13 protein-coding genes are annotated in these 17,988 nt (G+C 49.4%); 10 read left to right on the top strand and 3 right to left on the bottom strand.

The genetic code is table 11. The features are described from left to right. Nucleotides 1-411, bottom strand: a complete 411-nt coding sequence (locus tag QQL65_RS02830; RefSeq protein WP_284361884.1) for a MerR family transcriptional regulator — start codon at nucleotides 409-411, stop codon at nucleotides 1-3. Continuing rightward, nucleotides 411-2,129 (bottom strand): long-chain-fatty-acid--CoA ligase, encoded by a 1,719-nt coding sequence (locus tag QQL65_RS02825; RefSeq protein ID WP_284361882.1) that lies wholly within the window; start codon nucleotides 2,127-2,129, stop codon nucleotides 411-413. The genes QQL65_RS02830 and QQL65_RS02825 overlap by 1 nt, the downstream gene beginning before the upstream one ends. 277 nt (nucleotides 2,130-2,406) lie before the next feature. Here QQL65_RS02825 and QQL65_RS02820 point away from each other — a divergent pair, with 277 nt between their 5' ends. From QQL65_RS02820 to QQL65_RS02775, 10 genes are all read left to right on the top strand, one after another. Beyond that, nucleotides 2,407-4,881, top strand: a complete 2,475-nt coding sequence (locus QQL65_RS02820) for an acyl-CoA dehydrogenase (protein ID WP_284361880.1) — start codon at nucleotides 2,407-2,409, stop codon at nucleotides 4,879-4,881. Between the two features lie 38 nt (nucleotides 4,882-4,919). After that, on the top strand, nucleotides 4,920-6,890 hold the full coding sequence (locus QQL65_RS02815; RefSeq protein WP_284361879.1) for a 3-hydroxyacyl-CoA dehydrogenase NAD-binding domain-containing protein: 1,971 nt from the start codon (nucleotides 4,920-4,922) through the stop codon (nucleotides 6,888-6,890). 9 nt (nucleotides 6,891-6,899) lie between these two features. After that, the gene (locus QQL65_RS02810) at nucleotides 6,900-8,189 is read left to right on the top strand and encodes an acetyl-CoA C-acetyltransferase (RefSeq protein WP_284361878.1); all 1,290 of its coding nucleotides are present in this window, start codon (nucleotides 6,900-6,902) and stop codon (nucleotides 8,187-8,189) included. Nucleotides 8,190-8,677: 488 nt separating this feature from the next. After that, nucleotides 8,678-10,312, top strand: coding sequence for a peptide ABC transporter substrate-binding protein (locus QQL65_RS02805; RefSeq protein ID WP_284361876.1), 1,635 nt, complete (start codon nucleotides 8,678-8,680; stop codon nucleotides 10,310-10,312). Nucleotides 10,313-10,499: 187 nt separating this feature from the next. Further along, entirely contained in the window at nucleotides 10,500-11,426 is a 927-nt protein-coding gene (gene oppB, locus QQL65_RS02800) for an oligopeptide ABC transporter permease OppB (RefSeq protein WP_284361875.1), read from the top strand. Nucleotides 11,427-11,435: 9 nt separating this feature from the next. Further along, nucleotides 11,436-12,365, top strand: a complete 930-nt coding sequence (locus QQL65_RS02795) for an ABC transporter permease subunit (protein WP_284361874.1) — start codon at nucleotides 11,436-11,438, stop codon at nucleotides 12,363-12,365. Between the two features lie 68 nt (nucleotides 12,366-12,433). Continuing rightward, the gene (locus tag QQL65_RS02790) at nucleotides 12,434-14,272 is read left to right on the top strand and encodes an ABC transporter ATP-binding protein (RefSeq protein WP_284361873.1); all 1,839 of its coding nucleotides are present in this window, start codon (nucleotides 12,434-12,436) and stop codon (nucleotides 14,270-14,272) included. A 212-nt stretch (nucleotides 14,273-14,484) separates the two neighbouring features. After that, a complete protein-coding gene (gene ykgO / locus QQL65_RS02785; RefSeq protein ID WP_027835018.1) occupies nucleotides 14,485-14,610 on the top strand; it encodes a type B 50S ribosomal protein L36 in 126 nt (41 codons plus the stop codon). A 178-nt stretch (nucleotides 14,611-14,788) separates the two neighbouring features. Further along, nucleotides 14,789-15,997 (top strand): ammonium transporter, encoded by a 1,209-nt coding sequence (locus QQL65_RS02780; RefSeq protein ID WP_284361871.1) that lies wholly within the window; start codon nucleotides 14,789-14,791, stop codon nucleotides 15,995-15,997. A 23-nt stretch (nucleotides 15,998-16,020) separates the two neighbouring features. Continuing rightward, nucleotides 16,021-16,359, top strand: coding sequence for a P-II family nitrogen regulator (locus QQL65_RS02775; RefSeq protein ID WP_284361870.1), 339 nt, complete (start codon nucleotides 16,021-16,023; stop codon nucleotides 16,357-16,359). A 192-nt stretch (nucleotides 16,360-16,551) separates the two neighbouring features. On the opposite strand, the gene pyk is transcribed toward QQL65_RS02775, so the two are convergent. Continuing rightward, nucleotides 16,552-17,988, bottom strand: coding sequence for a pyruvate kinase (pyk, locus tag QQL65_RS02770; protein WP_284361869.1), 1,437 nt, complete (start codon nucleotides 17,986-17,988; stop codon nucleotides 16,552-16,554).

The following is a 17,988-nucleotide window of genomic DNA, read 5'->3' as shown; positions in this document are numbered from 1 at the left end:
CTAGGCTTGTTTTTTGAGCTGCTCCATTGCGTAGCCCTGCATTTCTTCAAGCTCTGCAATGGCCGTCTCAAGATCCGTCTTTTGTGCCCTTAACATTGCAAGTCTTGTGTTTACACGTTCCAGCAAATGCTGCGTTTGGGTCGCTTGCGTTTGGTCAGCGTCGTAAAGTTCTAAATAGTCCGAGATTTCATTGAGTGAAAAGCCCAGTCGCTTGCCACGCAAGATAAGCAGAAGTCGGGTTCGATCCCGGCGTCGAAACACACGGGTCGTGCCTACCCGGTCTGGCGTGATAAGCCCTTTGGACTCGTAAAACCTTATGGTTCTCGTTGAGATGTCAAACTCGTCGGCCAGCTCCGCAATTGAGAAAAGCTCTTGTTTTTTTTCGGCCGGTTTTGCGAGAATTTTGTCCATTAAGTTGCCTTCTGGCCTGAGCGTTCTGCGTACTCTTCGCGCAATTCCTTTTTCGACAGCTTGCCGATTAAGGTCTTTGGAAGTTCGTCTTTGAAGATGATTTCGCGTGGCATTTCAATTTTTGAAATGTAGGTCTTGATGAACGTCATCAATTCTTCTTCGGTGACATTTGCACCGTCGACCAGCTTCACAAACGCAATCGGGGCTTCGCCGCGATATTCATCAGGTGCGCCAATGACGTTACACTCGTCAACCGCATCATGATGATAAAGAGCGTCTTCAATTGCGCGCGGGTAGACGTTGTAGCCCGAGCAGATGATGGTATCTTTGATGCGGTCAACGATATAGATGAACCCATCTTCGTCGATATATCCCACATCACCCGTGCGGAAGTAGCCGTTAACAAACGCCTCTTCGTTGGCCTCTGGGTTGTTAAGGTAGCCAGGCATGACTTGCGGCCCCTTGGCGACAAGTTCACCGCGTTCGCCTGGACCCACAAACCGTTTTGGGTCTTCAACATCAACGAATTGAACATCCGTGCCGGGAAGTGGTTGGCCGATTGAGTTGTCTTTGTTCGGCGCATAAAGCGGCGAGCAGGTCAACACTGGGGCTGTTTCTGTTAAGCCATAACCCTCAGCGATGCGGCCCCCGGTTGCTTTTGCAAATAGCTCTTTGGTTTCGCTTGGCAGCGCTGCGCCACCTGAAATCCCTATTTTGATGCTAGAGATATCATATTTCTCCCGTTCAGGCGCGGTTGCCAATGCGTGCGAGAGTGTCGGCACTGCCGGGAAAATACTTGGTTTTGTTCGTGCAATGAGCTTGAGGAGTGGAAGTTTTTCATATCGCGGTAGCATGACCACCTTTACGCCGCTCACAAGGGGCGTGTTCATACAAACCGTCATTGCAAAAATATGGAAGAACGGCAAAACCGCGATTAGACCCGCCGGAGGACGGAATAGATCCAGTCCCCATAAGTCGATTTGGCTCAGGTTTGCGGCGATGTTTTGATGAGACAATACCGCTGCTTTTGGCAATCCAGTTGTGCCTCCGGTGAATTGCAATATTGCCATGTCATCCGGGGCGATATCCACTTTGTCGGCAACATCATTGGCGTTCGCTAAATCGTCCCAGTGCACAACCTGTGACTTGATCGACGAGGTGTCAGGTTTTGACAAGTCCTTGCTTTTTAGCAGCTTATAGAGCACTTTTTTGAGTGTCGGCAATGCGTTGGGGAAGTGGGCGACCACTACCTTTTCGCACAGGCCCTTTTTCGCGAGCGCTTCTGCTTTTTCAAATGTCAGCGCAAGATCGAGCGTAATGATGATCTTGGAATCTGATGCGCTTAGAATATGTGTGAGTTCGGAAACCGTATAGAGCGGGTTGCAGTTTACAACTGTTGCGCCAATTTTTAGGGCTGCATAATAGGCGATTGGAAAGAAGTGTGTATTTGGCATCAACAAGGCAACGCGGTCGCCTTTCTTGATACCCATTTGCTTTTGCAGTGCGCCCGCCATGGCGTCAATCGCTTCGCCAAGTTCAGCGTATGTTGTTTCTTTGCCAAGAAAATCTAGGGCGACGCGTTCCGCATGGGTTTTAACCGCTCGTGCAATGCGTTCAGGGACGGGTGTTGTGTCTATTGGCGCAAAATAGTCGATGCCATCTGGGTAATTGTTTAGCCATGGCTGATATGGTTGGTGTGTTGCTGATTTTGTGCTCAAGTTCCCTCTCCCTCATCTTGTCCCTATTCGCGGCAAGAAAGGAAGTATTACATGTATTGACGTTAACGTCAATGAAGCGACGCTGATCTAGATCGGGTGTGGAAAGTTTTCGCAAGTGGTTGCTAAACATCTTAAAACATTAAGTAAATTGATTGATTGCCTAAATGGTCACTAGGTTGACGTAAACGTATATCTGTGGCATGGTAATTTGAGCTTGGCCGAGCATTCGGTGCATGGGCTATTGTCTATTAGGCAATGCTATCGTCAGGAGGATTTGATGGCGCTAACTCTCATATTGGCTGGTTTGGTAATATTGTTCGCACTCGCGTTGTTTGAAGCGCGCTTGATTATCTGGGGCGCGGTGGCGCTTGGATTTGCGGCAATTTGGCAGTTGGTTGTTGGCGGTGGCTTTGCGCCGCTGGGGTTGGGGTCATTATTATATGCTCCTGGAATATTGATGGTACTTTTGTCCGTCCCGGTTGTCCGACGTGCAGTGCTAACGGCGCCTATCTATCGCGCTGTTAAAAAGATCCTCCCGAAAGTTTCCAGTACGGAACAGGAAGCCTTGGATGCAGGCACAGTTGGTTGGGATGCTGAGTTGTTCTCTGGCAAGCCTGAATGGAACAAACTTCTCGACATTCGGAAGCTGACCCTTACAGCAGAAGAGCAGGCCTTCATGGATGGTCCGGTCGAAGAAGTTTGTGCCATGATTGATGACTGGGATGTCCGTCACAATCGTGTTGATATGCCAGACGATGTTTGGGAGTTTTTGAAAAAGAACAAGTTTCTAGGCATGCTGATTTCCAAAGATCATGGTGGGCTTGGTTTTTCCGCTCAAGCCCAGTCAATGATTGTTTCAAAAGTCGCAACACGTTCGATCGCGGCTGGTATTTCTGTGATGGTGCCCAACTCGCTTGGGCCAGGTGAATTGCTAGAGAAATATGGTACGCCTGCTCAAAAAGACAAATATCTAGAGCGACTGGCTAGCGGTAAAGAAGTGCCTTGTTTTGCACTGACCGGTCCACATGCTGGATCAGACGCAGCCGGCATGCGCGACGCGGGTGTTGTTTGCTATGGCGAGCATGAAGGCAAAGAAGTTCTTGGGGTAAAGTTGAGCTGGGACAAGCGCTACATTACGCTTGGACCTGTTGCGACGCTGCTTGGTTTGGCTTTCAATCTTTATGACCCTGAAAATCTTTTGGGCAAAGGCGAAGACATCGGCATTACGTTGGCGCTGATCCCGACCGACCATAAAGGCGTCAATATTGGTCGCCGTCACTTCCCAGCACGCTCAGCATTTATGAACGGTCCAAACAGCGGCCAAGATGTTTTCATCCCGCTTGATTGGATCATTGGCGGCACAGATTATTGCGGCCAGGGCTGGCGTATGTTGATGGAGTGCTTGTCAACTGGGCGGGCTATTTCATTGCCGGCAATTGGCACGGTATCGATCAAGCAGGCACTTCGTGTCACGAGCGCCTATGCGCGTGTTCGACGCCAATTTGCTATTCCTGTTGGCATGATGGAAGGTGTTGCGGAGCCAATGTCGCGGCTAGTAAAAGACGCTTACATGTATGAGGGCTCCCGCGCTGTGACTGCGGCAATGGTGGACGAAGGACAGAAGCCTTCCGTTATTTCGGCGCTATTGAAGTATCGCACCACAGAAGCTATGCGCGATCGGTTGAATGATGCATTGGATATTCACGGTGGCCGCGCAATTTGTGATGGACCCGCAAACTATTTGTTCTCTGGATACCAAGCGGTGCCAGTTGCCATTACGGTTGAAGGTGCAAATATTCTTACGCGTACGCTGATTACATTTGCGCAAGGTGCATTGCGTGCGCATCCGTTCCTTTATAGTGAAATTGCTGCGGCGCAAAATGAGAATAGCAAAGAAGGCTTGAAGGCATTTGACGAGGCTTTTGCAGGTCATACTGCGTTTATGTTGCGCAATATTTGCGGATCATTATTTCACAATATCACCCTTGGCGCGTTTGCAACTTCGCCGACAGAAGGGTCACTTAAAAAGCATTATCAGCAGCTGCACCGCTATGCGCAGAATTTTGCATTGGTTGGCGACTGGGTCGTTGTGGTACTTGGTGGTGACATCAAACGCAAGCAGATGATTTCGGGTCGCATGGCGGACATTTTGTCGGACCTCTATTTGTGGTCGACAACATTGAAACGCTGGGAAGATGATGGTGCGATCGAAGAAGATCTGCCAATTGTTGAAGCAATTGTGCAAGACCGAATTGCAGCGATTGAGGAAAGCTTTCAGAAAGTGTTTGCGAATTTCCCTAATCCGGTAATGACATTTGTAATGCGCCGTTTGGTGTTTCCTTTTGGTGCTTACGCGCAGCCATCTGGCGACAAAGCAAATTATAGGTTGGCGAAAGCAGTGCTCAAACATTCGGAACAACGTGATCGTCTAACACGCGATATCTATATTAGCTTCGATCCTGAAGACCGAACTGGCGTTTTGGAAGATGCCTTGAAGAAGGTTGAAGAAGCGGCCGACGCTGAGAAGAAGTTCATACGGGCTTTGAAAAAAGGCATCATTTCACGGCGTTTGGATCGGGATGCAATTGATGATGCGGTTGATCTTGATATCATCTCGCACAATGAAGCGGGTCTGTTGCGTGCCGCAGATGAAGCAACCGACAATGTGATCAAGGTTGATGACTTTGCGCCTGATGAACTTGCAAAAGCGAACCGTTCGGGTGCTAATGGCAAACATATTGCCGCTGAATAACCCGGCGCGAAACGAATTTTAAGATGGGGAGCGAGAACGTGGCACAACCCAAAATGCCAAAGCTAAAATATTGGCGCTTTGAACTGGATTTCGAAAAGATTGGTTGGCTGACCATTGATACGCCAAAATCACCGGTGAACGTTTTGGGCACCGAGTGCATGGCAGAGCTTGAAACGCTTTCTTTGCGTTTTGAAGATTTGGTTGCTTCAGATGAACTTGCTGGCGTCGTTTTATTGTCGGCCAAGGAAAACGGATTTATTGCTGGCGCCGATGTGCGCGAGTTTGATGCGATGAGCGACCCGTCAATTTTGCCTGACGCATTGAAACGTGCACATGCGGTGTTCAATCGCATTGAAAACCTGAAAGTGCCGGTGGTTGCTGGAATTCACGGTTTTTGTTTGGGCGGTGGCTTTGAGTTAGCGCTCGCTTGTCACTATCGCATCGCAGTAAATGACGACAAAACCCGTATTGGCTTCCCTGAAGTGAAACTGGGGATTTTCCCAGGATTTGGCGGTACTGGTCGTTCCATTCGTCAAGCAGGTCCTGTTGCTGCAATGACGGCGATGTTAACCGGCAAGTTTTATCGTGCCGGTGCAGCCAAGGGCATGGGCTTTGTCGACAAGTTGGTGAAGCACAAGGATCAATTGCGCTGGGAAGCGCGCAAAGCTGTAATGCAGCGGCGCAAATCTGAGCCGGCAGGTTTTACAAAGCGTGTTATGGCAATGGGTCCTTTGCGCGGCTTCACTGCAAACAAGATGCGCGAAACTGTGCGCAAAAAGGCGAACAAGAAGCATTATCCGGCGCCGCACAAGCTCATCGATATGTATGAAAAACATGGCGATGATCCGAAATCATTGATCAAAGCCGAACTTGAATATTTTCCACCTTTGATGGCAACAGACACGGCCGCCAATCTGCGTCGCGTATTCTTTTTGTCTGAAGGATTGAAATCCCAAGGTGTGCAAAAAGGGCCAAAGCCAAAATTTGCACGTGTTCATGTTGTTGGCGCTGGTGTCATGGGTGGTGATATCGCTGCGTGGTGCGCTTTGCGCGGCATGGAAGTGACGTTGCAGGATTTGGACTTAGAGCGCATTGCGCCAGCATTGAAACGGGCTAAATCACTTTTCAAGAAACGTTTGCGTAAACCAAATTTGGTGGCGGCAGCGATGGCGCGATTGACGCCAGACACTGAAGGCAAAGGTGTTGGACGCGCTGATGTGGTTATTGAGGCGATTGTCGAAAATCTTGAAATCAAGCAAAAACTGTTCTCGTCAATTGAGCCGGACTTGAAACCAAACGCGATTTTGGCGACCAACACGTCTTCGATTCCATTGGAAAATATCGCATCTGCTTTAAAGGACCCATCGCGTTTGATCGGTCTGCACTTCTTTAATCCGGTGGCGCAATTGCCATTAGTGGAAGTGATTGAGCAAAAGGGCAATAGCGAAGAAATTGTGAGGATTGGCGCAAGCTTCTGCACAGCGATTGGCAAGAGCCCGGTAGTTGTGAAAAGCGCACCTGGTTTCCTCGTGAACCGTGTTTTGATGCCATATATGCTGCAAGCGGTCATGCGTGTGGAAAAGGGTGAAAACCCTGTGACCATCGATAAAGCGGCCGTGGCGTTCGGTATGCCAATGGGTCCAATCGAATTGATGGATGTGGTTGGGCTTGATGTTGGCAAATCGGTTGCTGAAGAGCTGGGCCAAGAAGTCAAGGAGGGTGGCAAATTCTCTGGACTTGTGGCCGCTGGCAAGCTTGGCCGGAAGACAGGCGAAGGCTTTTACAAATGGGAAGATGGCAAGCCACAAAAAGGTGAGGCTGCAAAAGTCGCAGACCTTGAGGCATTGGGCCGCGAATTGGTGAAGCCGCTTGTTGATGAGTGCGAGGTTTGCGTCAAAGAGAAGATCGTAGCAAATGCGGACATGGCTGACATCGGCGTTATCTTTGGCACTGGATTTGCCCCGTTCTTGGGCGGCCCCATGCAAGCGCGCAAAGACGGTAAAGCGTAAGGGAGAAATATGATGGCGAATAAAACACTTAAACGCGTTGCCATTGTTGGTAGCGCCCGAATTCCTTTCTGTCGCGCTTATACCGGCTATATGGAAGAGACCAACCTATCGATGATGTCTGGCGCTTTGTCCGGCCTTGTCGACAAGCTAGATCTTAGAGGTCAGCATATTGATGAAGTCATGGGTGGCGTGGTGCTCAATCATTCGCGTGACTTCAATATTGCGCGCGAGGCCGCGCTGAATGCTGGTTTGGCACCAACAACACCGGGCACCACAGTACAAATTGCTTGCGGCACGTCTTTACAAGCGGCACTCATGATTGGCGCAAAGATTGCAAGCGGCGAGATTGAAAGTGGCATCGCATGTGGCGCCGATAGCGTTAGCGACAGTCCAATTGTATTTGGTCCCAAATTTTCAAAACGCATGATTAAATTGAGCCGCACAAAAACGCTTGGCCAAAAGCTTGGCGTGTTTAAAGGTTTCTCGTTCGGTGAGGTGGTGCCAAATGCGCCCTCCACATCTGAGCCGCGCACCGGCCTTTCAATGGGTCAGCATTGCGAATTGATGGCGCGTGAGTGGGGCGTTACCCGCGAAGAGCAAGATGAGTTGGCGTGGAAAAGCCATATCAATGCCGCAAAAGCCTATGATGAAGGTTTCCACGATGATTTGATTGTTCCGCACGCTGGCATCGTACGCGATAACAATGTGCGCGCAGATTCAACAATGGAAAAAATGGCGACGCTGAAGCCGTCATTTGATCGCAAGTCAGGCCACGGCACTCTGACGGCTGCCAACTCGACACCACTCACTGATGGGGCTGCTGCGGTATTGCTGGCGAGCGAGGAGTGGGCAAAAGAGCGCGGATTGCCAATTTTGGGCTATTTGCGTGCAGGTGCCGTTTCGGCGAATGATTTTGCCGCAGGCGATGGGCTGCTGATGGCGCCTACAATAGCTGTCTCGAACATGCTGCGCAAAGAAGACCTTGCGTTTTCCGATTTCGATTTCTTTGAATTGCATGAGGCATTTGCCGCACAGGTTCTTTGCACGATCAAGTCGTTCTCTGATCGGAACTATAACCGTAAGGTACTTGGGCGCGACAAGGTGCTTGGTAAGATCGATCCGAAAAAGCTCAATGTAAAAGGTTCAAGTGTTGCTTATGGTCATCCGTTTGCAGCAACCGGGGCCCGCATATTGGGCGTTACTGCAAAGCTCTTAAATGAGAGCGAAAAACAGCGTGCGTTGATATCGGTTTGTACTGCTGGTGGGCAGGGTGTTGCTGCGGTGATTGAGCGGGCATAAGGCCCACAAGTAATCGATATTTATTTGAGTGATCTCGACGCCACTTTGGCGTCGAGATTTTATTGTTTGGTCTAGAATTGCCGTACCCATGCGTACAATTTCAATTCATGTTCTGTATTGTCAGACAAGAATTGCTACTGCCTTCAAGTTTAAGGGTAATTCAGACTAAAAAAAATTGAAGTTTATGTCCGTTTTTTACCAGTTTTCCAAAAAAATTTTGATGAGAGAAAAGCAATTCCTCTTTCTCCTAATTCACTGAAATATAAATACAAAACTTGCATCCATGTTTTTGGGAGATGATTTGAAGCCCATTTATCACGCCGAATCGAAGACCATGCGGCCAATCAGTGCTTGCCAAAATGGCGAATTGAACGCTAGGTTCTAGGCTCGCAATTGGGCTGTTAGGCCCCTTTGCAAATGTGACCAAAAGGTTGTCCATAAAAGTGACAATCGGGGTCCAAGGAAACGTCTACTAGGGAGAGTAGTTAATGAAGTTTACCTCAATTTTCAAAATGGCATCTGCCGCAACAATCGCGACCGCAATGGTCGGCGGTGCTGCTTACGCTGATGCGATGCATCCTGTAACCGGCGAGAAGCTGGCTGCGGATCAAACATTCACTTATCGTTTGCTTGACGGCATTCCGACACTTGATCCACAACTGAACGAAGATGTTTCTGGTTCAGATATTTTGCGTGACTTGTTTGAAGGTTTGACCAACCAAGACGCAGACGGCAACACAATTCCAGGTGTCGCTGAAAGCTGGGAAGCTTCTGAAGGCAACACAGTTTACACATTTAACCTTCGCGACAACGCGAAATGGTCAAATGGTGATCCAGTGACTGCGCATGACTTTGTTTATGCTTGGCGTCGCGCTGCTGACCCTGCGACAGCTTCACCTTACTCTTGGTACATTGACCTAATGTCAATCAAGAATGGTTCTGAAGTTCTTGCTGGCGATGTTGCTCCAGATCAACTTGGTGTTGAAGCCGTCGACGATCACACATTTAAAGTGACATTGTCACAGCCGCTTCCATATTTCGTTGCAATGACAACACATGCGACAGTGTTCCCAACTCACCAAGCGACAATCGAAGCGCATGGCGACCAGTGGACACGTCCTGAAAACATGGTTTCAAACGGTGCGTACAAGCTAACCGAGTGGGTTCTTAAAGAGCGTACAACTCGCGAACGCAACGAAATGTATTGGAACAACGATGCAACAATCCTTGATAAGGTTGTTACATTGGTCATCAACGATGAAAACGTTGCACTGACTCGTTGGCGCGCTGGTGAATTGGATCGAACAGAAGTTCCTTCTGGTCAGTATCCACGTTTGAAAGAAGAGTTGCCTGATGAGGCTCACTCATTCCCACGTCTGTGTAACTACTACTACACATTCAACTTGTCAGACTCTGGCCCAGAAGCGTTTAAAGACGTTCGCGTACGTAAGGCTCTTTCATACGCCGTTGACCGTGACGTGATTGTTGAGAATGTTTTGCAGGGCGGTCAATTCCCAGCTTACACATTTACACCAGGCGCAACAGCTGGCTTTGACGTTCCAAACGTTGATTTTGCGAACATGACACAAGCTGAGCGTGATGCGAAAGCGAAAGAGCTTTTGGCTGAAGCTGGCTACGGCGCTGACAATCCATTGAAGTTTGACATGCTCTACAACACTTCTGAGGGCCACAAGAAAATCGCAACAGCGATTGCTGCGATGTGGAAACAGAAGCTTGGCGTAGAAGCGGTGTTGGCGAACATGGAATGGAAAACATTCCTTGAAACTCGCGGCAACCAAGACTTCCAGTTGGCACGTGGTGCATGGTGTGGTGACTACAACGAAGCATCAACATTCCTCGATCTCGTGACAACACCATCTGGTTACAACGATGGTAAGTACTCAAACGCCGAAGTTGACAAGATCATGGCCGATGCCAAGACGAGCTCCGATACTTCTGCGGGTTACACACGTGTTGAACAGATTTTGGCAGATGAAATGCCTGTGATCCCTGTTTATCACTACACTGGTGTGATGATGCTCAAGAAAAACTTGAAAGGCTGGCCTTTCGGTAACGTCGAGCAAAACTGGTATAGCCGTAACCTTTATAAGGTTGCTGAATAACAGTTAAGCAAATTGAAGGTGCCGCGAATTCCGTTCGCGGTGCCTTCTTTTAATTTGGAGCACCACGAAAAGTTGGGTTCCAGTATTTAGTGAATGCCCTCTCACATTGTTGAAATGCCAAGCTTCGGGCTGGCATATATAATGCACAAATCGAAGAGGCACGCTAAGGGATGCAGGGTCAAAGCTTATGTTCAGCTTTATCGTAAAACGAGCATTGTCGGCTGTTCCGACGCTCCTTTTTCTAATTATTTTTTCTTTTGTCTTGATGCGTTTGGCGCCAGGTGGCCCTTTTACGTCTGAAAAGCCGTTGCCGCCGCAAGTGCTCGCCAACATCGAGGCGAAGTACGGTTTGGATCAACCTTGGTTGGTTCAAATTTGGAACTACGTTTCGGGTATTGTGACACAGTTCGATTTTGGACCGTCATTCCGGTATAAAGATCAAACCGTCAATTCTATTCTCTCTCAGGGCTTCTCCGTAACTTTGGTTTACGGTTTTTGGTCGTTTGTCGTTGCTGTTGGCGTTGGTATGCCTTTGGGCATTATCGCTGCGATCAAGCACAATAGCTGGCTCGACTACCTCGCCGTTGGTATTTCAATTGGTGCGCAAGTGCTGCCGAACTTCGTTATGGCGCCGCTCTTGGTGATTTTGTTTACACTGGTTCTTGGTTGGCTGCCCGGCGGCGGCTGGAACGGTGGACAGTGGCAGTATATCATTATGCCTGTGATTGCTCTTTCGACGAGCTATATGGCGTCAATTTCGCGTATTGCGCGTTCATCAATGCTTGAAGTTCTGCATTCCAACTTCATTCGCACAGCGAAGGCAAAGGGCCTTCCGATGTCGAGCATTATTATGAAACACGCAATCAAGCCTGCATTGTTGCCTGTTGTCTCATATCTGGGGCCAGCGTTTGTGGGGATGATTACTGGTTCGGTGATTATTGACGTTTATTTCTCAACCGGTGGTATGGGACAATACTTCGTTGATGCAGCGACTAACCGCGACTATTCATTGTTGATGGGCGCCACGATTATTTTTGGATCGCTCACCATTCTGTTCAACATGCTTGCCGACATTGTATATGCCTGGCTCGATCCGAAAATTCGGTTGGCTTAGGAGGCTCTTATGTTGGTAAGTAAAGAAAAAATGGCCGGCGTTGTAGACGCTGTATCTAACAACAAAGAGATCGAGGGTCGATCGCTGTGGCAGGATGCGATAGGACGTTTTCAGCGCAACAAAGCGGCGGTTGTTAGCGTTTTTGTGCTCGCTTTTATGGTCATCTGGTCATTTATTGGTCCAGCATTGTCGCCGTGGTCATACGAAGAAATCGATTGGAATGTGATCGGCAATGCGGCAGCTGCCGGCTTCCCTTCATTGGAAACGGGGCATTTCTTTGGCACGGACGATTTGGGTCGTGACATATATGCGCGTACACTACAAGGGACACAGATTTCACTTCTTGTGGGGTTAGTTGGTACCGCAGTTGCTGTTATCATCGGTGTGCTGTTTGGCGCTACAGCTGGCTATGTCGGCGGTCGTGTTGACAACTACATGATGCGTTTCGTCGACTTTTTGATGTCCATTCCATACATGTTCATCTTGATCATCTTGTTCGTGATGTTCGGCCGTTCCTTGTGGCTGCTGTTCGCGGGCCTTGGGGCATTTGCCTGGATGGATATGGCTCGTATTGTGCGTGGGCAAACGCTTTCGATCAAAAACAAAGAATATATTGAAGCTTCTGTTGCGGCCGGTGTTGGCGGGTTTACTATCATCATGCGGCACGTTTTGCCGAACCTTTTGGGTATCGTTGCGGTCTATACGACTTTGCTAATCCCTGGTTTGATCATGACCGAAAGCTTCATCTCATTCCTTGGCTTGGGCGTTCAAGAACCTCTTACATCATGGGGCGCTTTGATTTCTGATGGTGCTAAGACCATTCAGTATGGCACGCCTTGGCAGCTCTTGTTCCCACTTGGGTTCTTCATTGTAGGGCTATTCTGCTTCTACTTTATTGGTGACGGTCTGCGCGATGCGCTGGATCCGAAAGATCGATAGGAGGGTATGTTGAACTATTTTCAATTAACTCGAATTTCGACCTTCGCTCAGCATAAAGGATCAGTAGCGTGAGTAACGACAAAAAGAATGTTTTGGAGGTCAACAACCTTAAGGTGACCTTCGATACCCCTGATGGGCAAGTTGAGGCCGTTAAGGGGGTGACCCTTAACATCAAGCAAGGTGAGTGCTTGGGCATTGTGGGCGAGAGTGGTTCAGGCAAAAGCCAAACCTTTATGACTACAATGGGCTTGTTGGCCAATAATGGTCGCGCCGAAGGCGATATCATTTTCAACGGCACATCTTTGCTTGGGCTCTCAACTTCAGAATTGAACACGGTGCGTGGCCGTAATATGTCGATGATCTTCCAAGATCCGTTGACATCATTGACACCACATTTGACCGTTTTCGAGCAAATGTCTGAAGTGCTGCAATTGCATACTGGCGTACGGGGTCGTGAAGCGGAAGCGAAGTGCCTTGATTGGCTCGATCGGGTTCGGATTTCAGAGGCTGAGCGCCGTTTGCGGCAGTACCCACATGAATTGTCTGGTGGCATGCGTCAGCGGGTAATGATTGCGATGTCGATGTTGTGTTCGCCTGATTTGTTGATCGCCGATGAGCCAACTACGGCGCTTGATGTGACCGTGCAGGCCGAAATCCTAGATTTGATGGATGAGCTAAAGCGCGAAAACAACACAGCGATTGCCTTGATTACCCACGATATGGGCGTGGTTGCACGGATGTGTGATCGTATTCAGGTTATGCGCCATGGTGTTTATGTGGAAGAAGGGACCGCTGAAGAAGTGTTCCACAATCCACAGCATGACTATACCAAGATGCTCTTGGATGCGATGCCGCGGATCGATCAGCCGGACAAGGCGACCAATCGTAAACTGAAGGAATACGACCTTAAGGGGCGTGATGAGAACTTCCTCAAAGTTGACGATGTGAAGGTGCACTTCAATATCAAGGTGCCAACTGGCCTTTGGTATAAGAACGTGCCGCTGAAAGCTGTTGATGGCGTTAGCTTTGACCTAAAGCCGGGTGAAACACTCGGAATCGTTGGTGAATCTGGTTGTGGCAAGTCGACACTTGCGCGAGCTGTATTGCAGCTTATCCCACCTACCGAGGGTAATGTTACCTGGTTGGGCAAGCCGCTTGATGCAAGCAATAAAGCTGACTTGAAAGCAAAACGTGAAGATTTGCAGATTGTTTTCCAAGATCCGCTTGCTAGCCTTGATCCGCGTATGACTATCGCCGATTCCATCATGGAGCCGTTGCAAACATTCCGTTCGGATATGAGCCGGACAGAGATGAAGGCAAAGGTTGCGAGCATGATGGAGCGTGTTGGGCTTGATCGGAATATGATCAACCGCTATCCGCACGAATTGTCAGGTGGTCAGAATCAACGTGTTGGCATTGCCCGGGCGATGATCATGGAGCCGAAGTTGGTGGTTTGTGATGAAGCCGTGTCAGCGCTTGATGTATCTATTCAGGCACAAATCATTGAGCTTTTGATGGACCTACAAGAAGAGTTTGGCTTGTCCTTGTTGTTCATCTCGCACGATTTGTCTGTTGTGCGCGAGGTTTCTCACCGGATCATGGTGCTTTACCTTGGACGGATTGTGGAGCTTGCTGATCGCAATGAAATTTACCTCAACCCACAACATCCATATACACAGCAATTGATTTCAGCGGTGCCGATTCCTGACCCGAGCGTTGAACGTACGCGTGAGCGCATTCGGTTCCCAGGCGAGTTGCCTTCACCCATGGACCCAACAGCCAAGCTGCGGTTCTTGAAATCAAAACTGAAAGCAAATCAGCTTGATTATGTGCCGGAGTTGCGTGAGCTAAAGCCTGGTCACTTTGTGGCAGAGCATGATCCAATTGAGGAATTGCTCGCCAGCTAAGCTTTTGCTTTGTGCAGTATTTTTCAAGGGGCATTCGTGCCCCTTGATCGTTTTGGAATAAGCAATCTTGTTGATTGTTGGTATTTGATGATAAGAATCGTGAGGTTTTGCATCAAGATGCGTTGACAAACTGGGGTTTTGTCCATAAACAACCTCCAACGAATTCTTGGCGCCAGTGGCGCCTATTTTTATGAATGTGAAGGGTGACCGGAATGAAAATCAAAAATTCCATTAAAGCGCTGCGCACCCGGCATCGCGACAATAAGGTCGTTCGCCGTCGCGGTCGCATCTACATTATCAACAAAGTGAACAAGCGTTTTAAGGCTCGTCAGGGCTAAGCGTTCCTCGCTTTTGTTGAATTTGAATTAGGGGTCGATGACAAAGTCATCGGCCCCTTTTTCTTGTCCACATTTAGCTGCCTAGAAATTGAGCAGCTTTGACTTTTGCTCAAAAATAAGCAACAATATGCATGTGCCTAAAAATTAGGCATTTTTGCTATTTGAGGAGAAGTCAAAGATGAATGGTGCGGACACGAGCTGGATATTGACCGCCACAGCGCTCGTATTAATGATGACAATGCCGGGCTTGGCCTTGTTCTATGCTGGACTGGTGCAAGCCAAAAACATTTTGTCCGTGCTTATGCACTGTGTGGCAATTGCATGCTTGGCATCAATTTTGTGGTTCGTTTTGGGCTACTCCTTGGCCTTCACAGAAGGCAACGCCTTTATTGGTGGCTTGAGCCGCCTCGGGCTCGCTGGAATTGAGCGCGATAGTTTAAGCGGCACTATTCCTGAAAGCCTATGGGTGATCTTTCAAATGACTTTTGCGGTCATTACACCTGCATTGATGGTTGGTGCCTTTGTTGAGCGGATCAAATTCTCAGCCGTATTGATCATTGCCGGCGCTTGGCTATTGCTGGTCTATGTGCCTGTTACCCATTGGGTATGGGGCGGCGGCTGGCTTGCTCAAATGGGCGTTATTGATTTTGCTGGTGGAATTGTTGTGCACGTAACGGCGGGCGTTTCCGCAGCTGTTATTGCATTGATGCTGGGTTCGCGCGATGGTTTCCCAAATGGCGTGCGCCCACCGCATGCGCCTTGGATGGTTATGGTTGGCGCATCTCTGCTTTGGGTTGGTTGGTTCGGCTTTAACGGCGGAAGCGCCGTTGCAGCGAATGGCGACGCAACCATGGCGATTTTGGTGACGCATTTGTCTGCTGCAACAGCCTCGCTTGTTTGGATGGTGATTGAGTGGGTCAAATTCGGCAAGCCGAGCATTGTTGGTATTGTGACGGGCACTATCGCTGGCTTGGCGACGATTACACCTGCATCTGGTTCTGTTGGACCGATGGGTGCAATTGTTTTGGGGCTTGCAGGTGGCGTTATTTGTTTCTATGCGGTCGACTTTGTTAAGAGCAAAATGAATATCGATGATTCATTGGACGTTTTGGCTGTCCACGGCGTTGGCGGCGCAACGGGTACGTTGCTTTTGGCGTTTCTGCTGGCTTTCGGCTCTGGTGGTGCGGGATATGGCGAAGGTGTAACAGCGTTCGGCCAGTTCGGCGTGCAGGCCATTGGTGTCGTTGCGACAGCGATTTGGTCTTTGGTCGCAACTGTGGTTATTGTATGGATAACTAAGATGCTTGTGGGCCTCCGGGTCGACAAAGAGGCTGAAACGACAGGGCTCGATTTGGCTGTGCATGGTGAAACAGGTTACCGGCACTAGTGTCGGTTTGAGGGGAGGAATATATGAAATTCATTATCGCGATCATTAAGCCGCACAAATTGGATGAGGTACGTGATGCGATAGGGGCGTTGGATATCTCGGGCATGACCGTGACAGAGGTGCGCGGATATGGTCGCCAACGTGGGCATACGGAAATATACCGTGGTGCTGAGTATGAAATTTCGTATATTCCAAAACTCAAACTAGAAATTGCGGTGCCAGATGAGAAGCTCGATCGTGCCGTTGATGCCATCCGTGAAACTGCCTCTGAAGGCAAAATTGGCGATGGCAAAATATTCGTTCTAGATCTTGAAGCAGCCATTCGTGTGCGCACGGGGGAGGGTGGCGAAAGCGCGCTTTAGCGAGCGCGACGTTTCAAGATCTAACGCGCCAATCATGTGGAAGAGTGAGACCCTTATTCTCTCTTCAACCGATTGGCGCGTTGTGCTTTTTAGGTGCTCAATTAAAGTCTGCTTTTCAAGCATCAGGAAAAACAAAAAAATCGCCCACCAGTTTGGCGGGCGATTTCCATTTTAAACTGCGGTGAGGCGCTCTTAGGAAGAGCCAACACCATCTTGGCCAACAAAGGCAATGCGCAACATGTTGGTTGCCCCTGGCGTGCCCAGTGGCACACCAGCGGTGATTGCAACGCGGTCGCCTGGGCGAGCAAAGCCTTCGCGGTAAGCAATAGAGCATGCGCGATCAACCACGTCGTCCAAGTTAACCGCATCGTCGGTGCGAACACAGTGCAGGCCCCAAACAAGCGACAAACGGCGCACGGTGGCTAGCTTTGGTGATAGCGCGACAATCGGCTTTTCGGGGCGCTCGCGCGCCGCGCGAATACCCGTTGATCCAGATGATGTGTAAGTGACAATTGCTGCCAGATCGAGAGTTTCAGCAACTTGACGGGCTGATGCTGAGATCGCATCAGCTGCAGTTGCTTCGGGTTCAATATTTTGGCGGCGAATGATTGACTGGTAAAGCCCGTCTTGCTCAACCGCCACTGCAATGCGGTTCATAGTGGACACAGCTTGAACTGGGAAGTCGCCAGCGGCCGACTCTGCGGACAGCATTACCGCATCTGCGCCTTCATAAACGGCAGTGGCGACGTCAGAAACTTCGGCACGTGTAGGTACCGGCGCTTCAATCATTGATTCAAGCATTTGAGTGGCCACCACAACGGGTTTACCCTGCTGGCGTGCCATGCGGATCATACGCTTTTGCAAACCCGGCACCGTTTCCAGTGGCATTTCAACGCCGAGGTCGCCACGTGCGATCATAATGGCGTCAGAAAGTTTGATGATTTCTTCCAAGCGCTCGATAGCTTGAGGCTTTTCGATCTTTGCCAAGATACCGGCGCGACCCTGCACAGTCTTGCGCACGTCAATAATGTCTTCTGGTCGCTGCACAAATGAAAGCGCAACCCAGTCCGCTTTTGCATCCAACGCTGCCAACAGATCAGCACGGTCTTTGTCGGTTAAGGCGCCAACGCCTAACAACGTGTCTGGCAGGCTTACGCCTTTGCGGTCAGAAAGCTTGCCACCATGCACGACTTCGCATTCAATTTTGTCGGCTGTTTTTTTGATGCACCGAAGTTCAATTTTGCCGTCATCAAGCAAAAGCTTGTGGCCTTTTTCGATGGCCTCGAAGATTTCAGGGTGTGGCAAGTGAACGCGTGTTTTGTTGCCCTCAGAGGTGTCCGTGTCCAGCGTGATCACGTCACCCGTTGCCAGTTGTACTGAACCTGTGTTGAATTTTCCGACCCGAAGTTTTGGTCCCTGCAAATCCACTAAAACACCGATTGGCCGTTTCACGGCTTTTTCGACTTTGCGAATTTTGGCCATGGTCTCATGCAAAAGATCGTGGCTTGCATGGCTCATATTTATGCGGAAAACGTCTGCGCCGGCACGGGCTAGTTCTTCAATGGTGGCCTCAGTATTAGAGGCGGGGCCGAGGGTCGCGAGGATTTTGACTTTGCGTAGACGTCTCAT

The organism is Maritalea porphyrae (genome assembly GCF_030159895.1).
Taxonomy (GTDB): Bacteria; Pseudomonadota; Alphaproteobacteria; order Rhizobiales; family Devosiaceae; genus Maritalea; species Maritalea porphyrae.
This window is presented reverse-complemented; position numbering and strand designations above follow the sequence as displayed.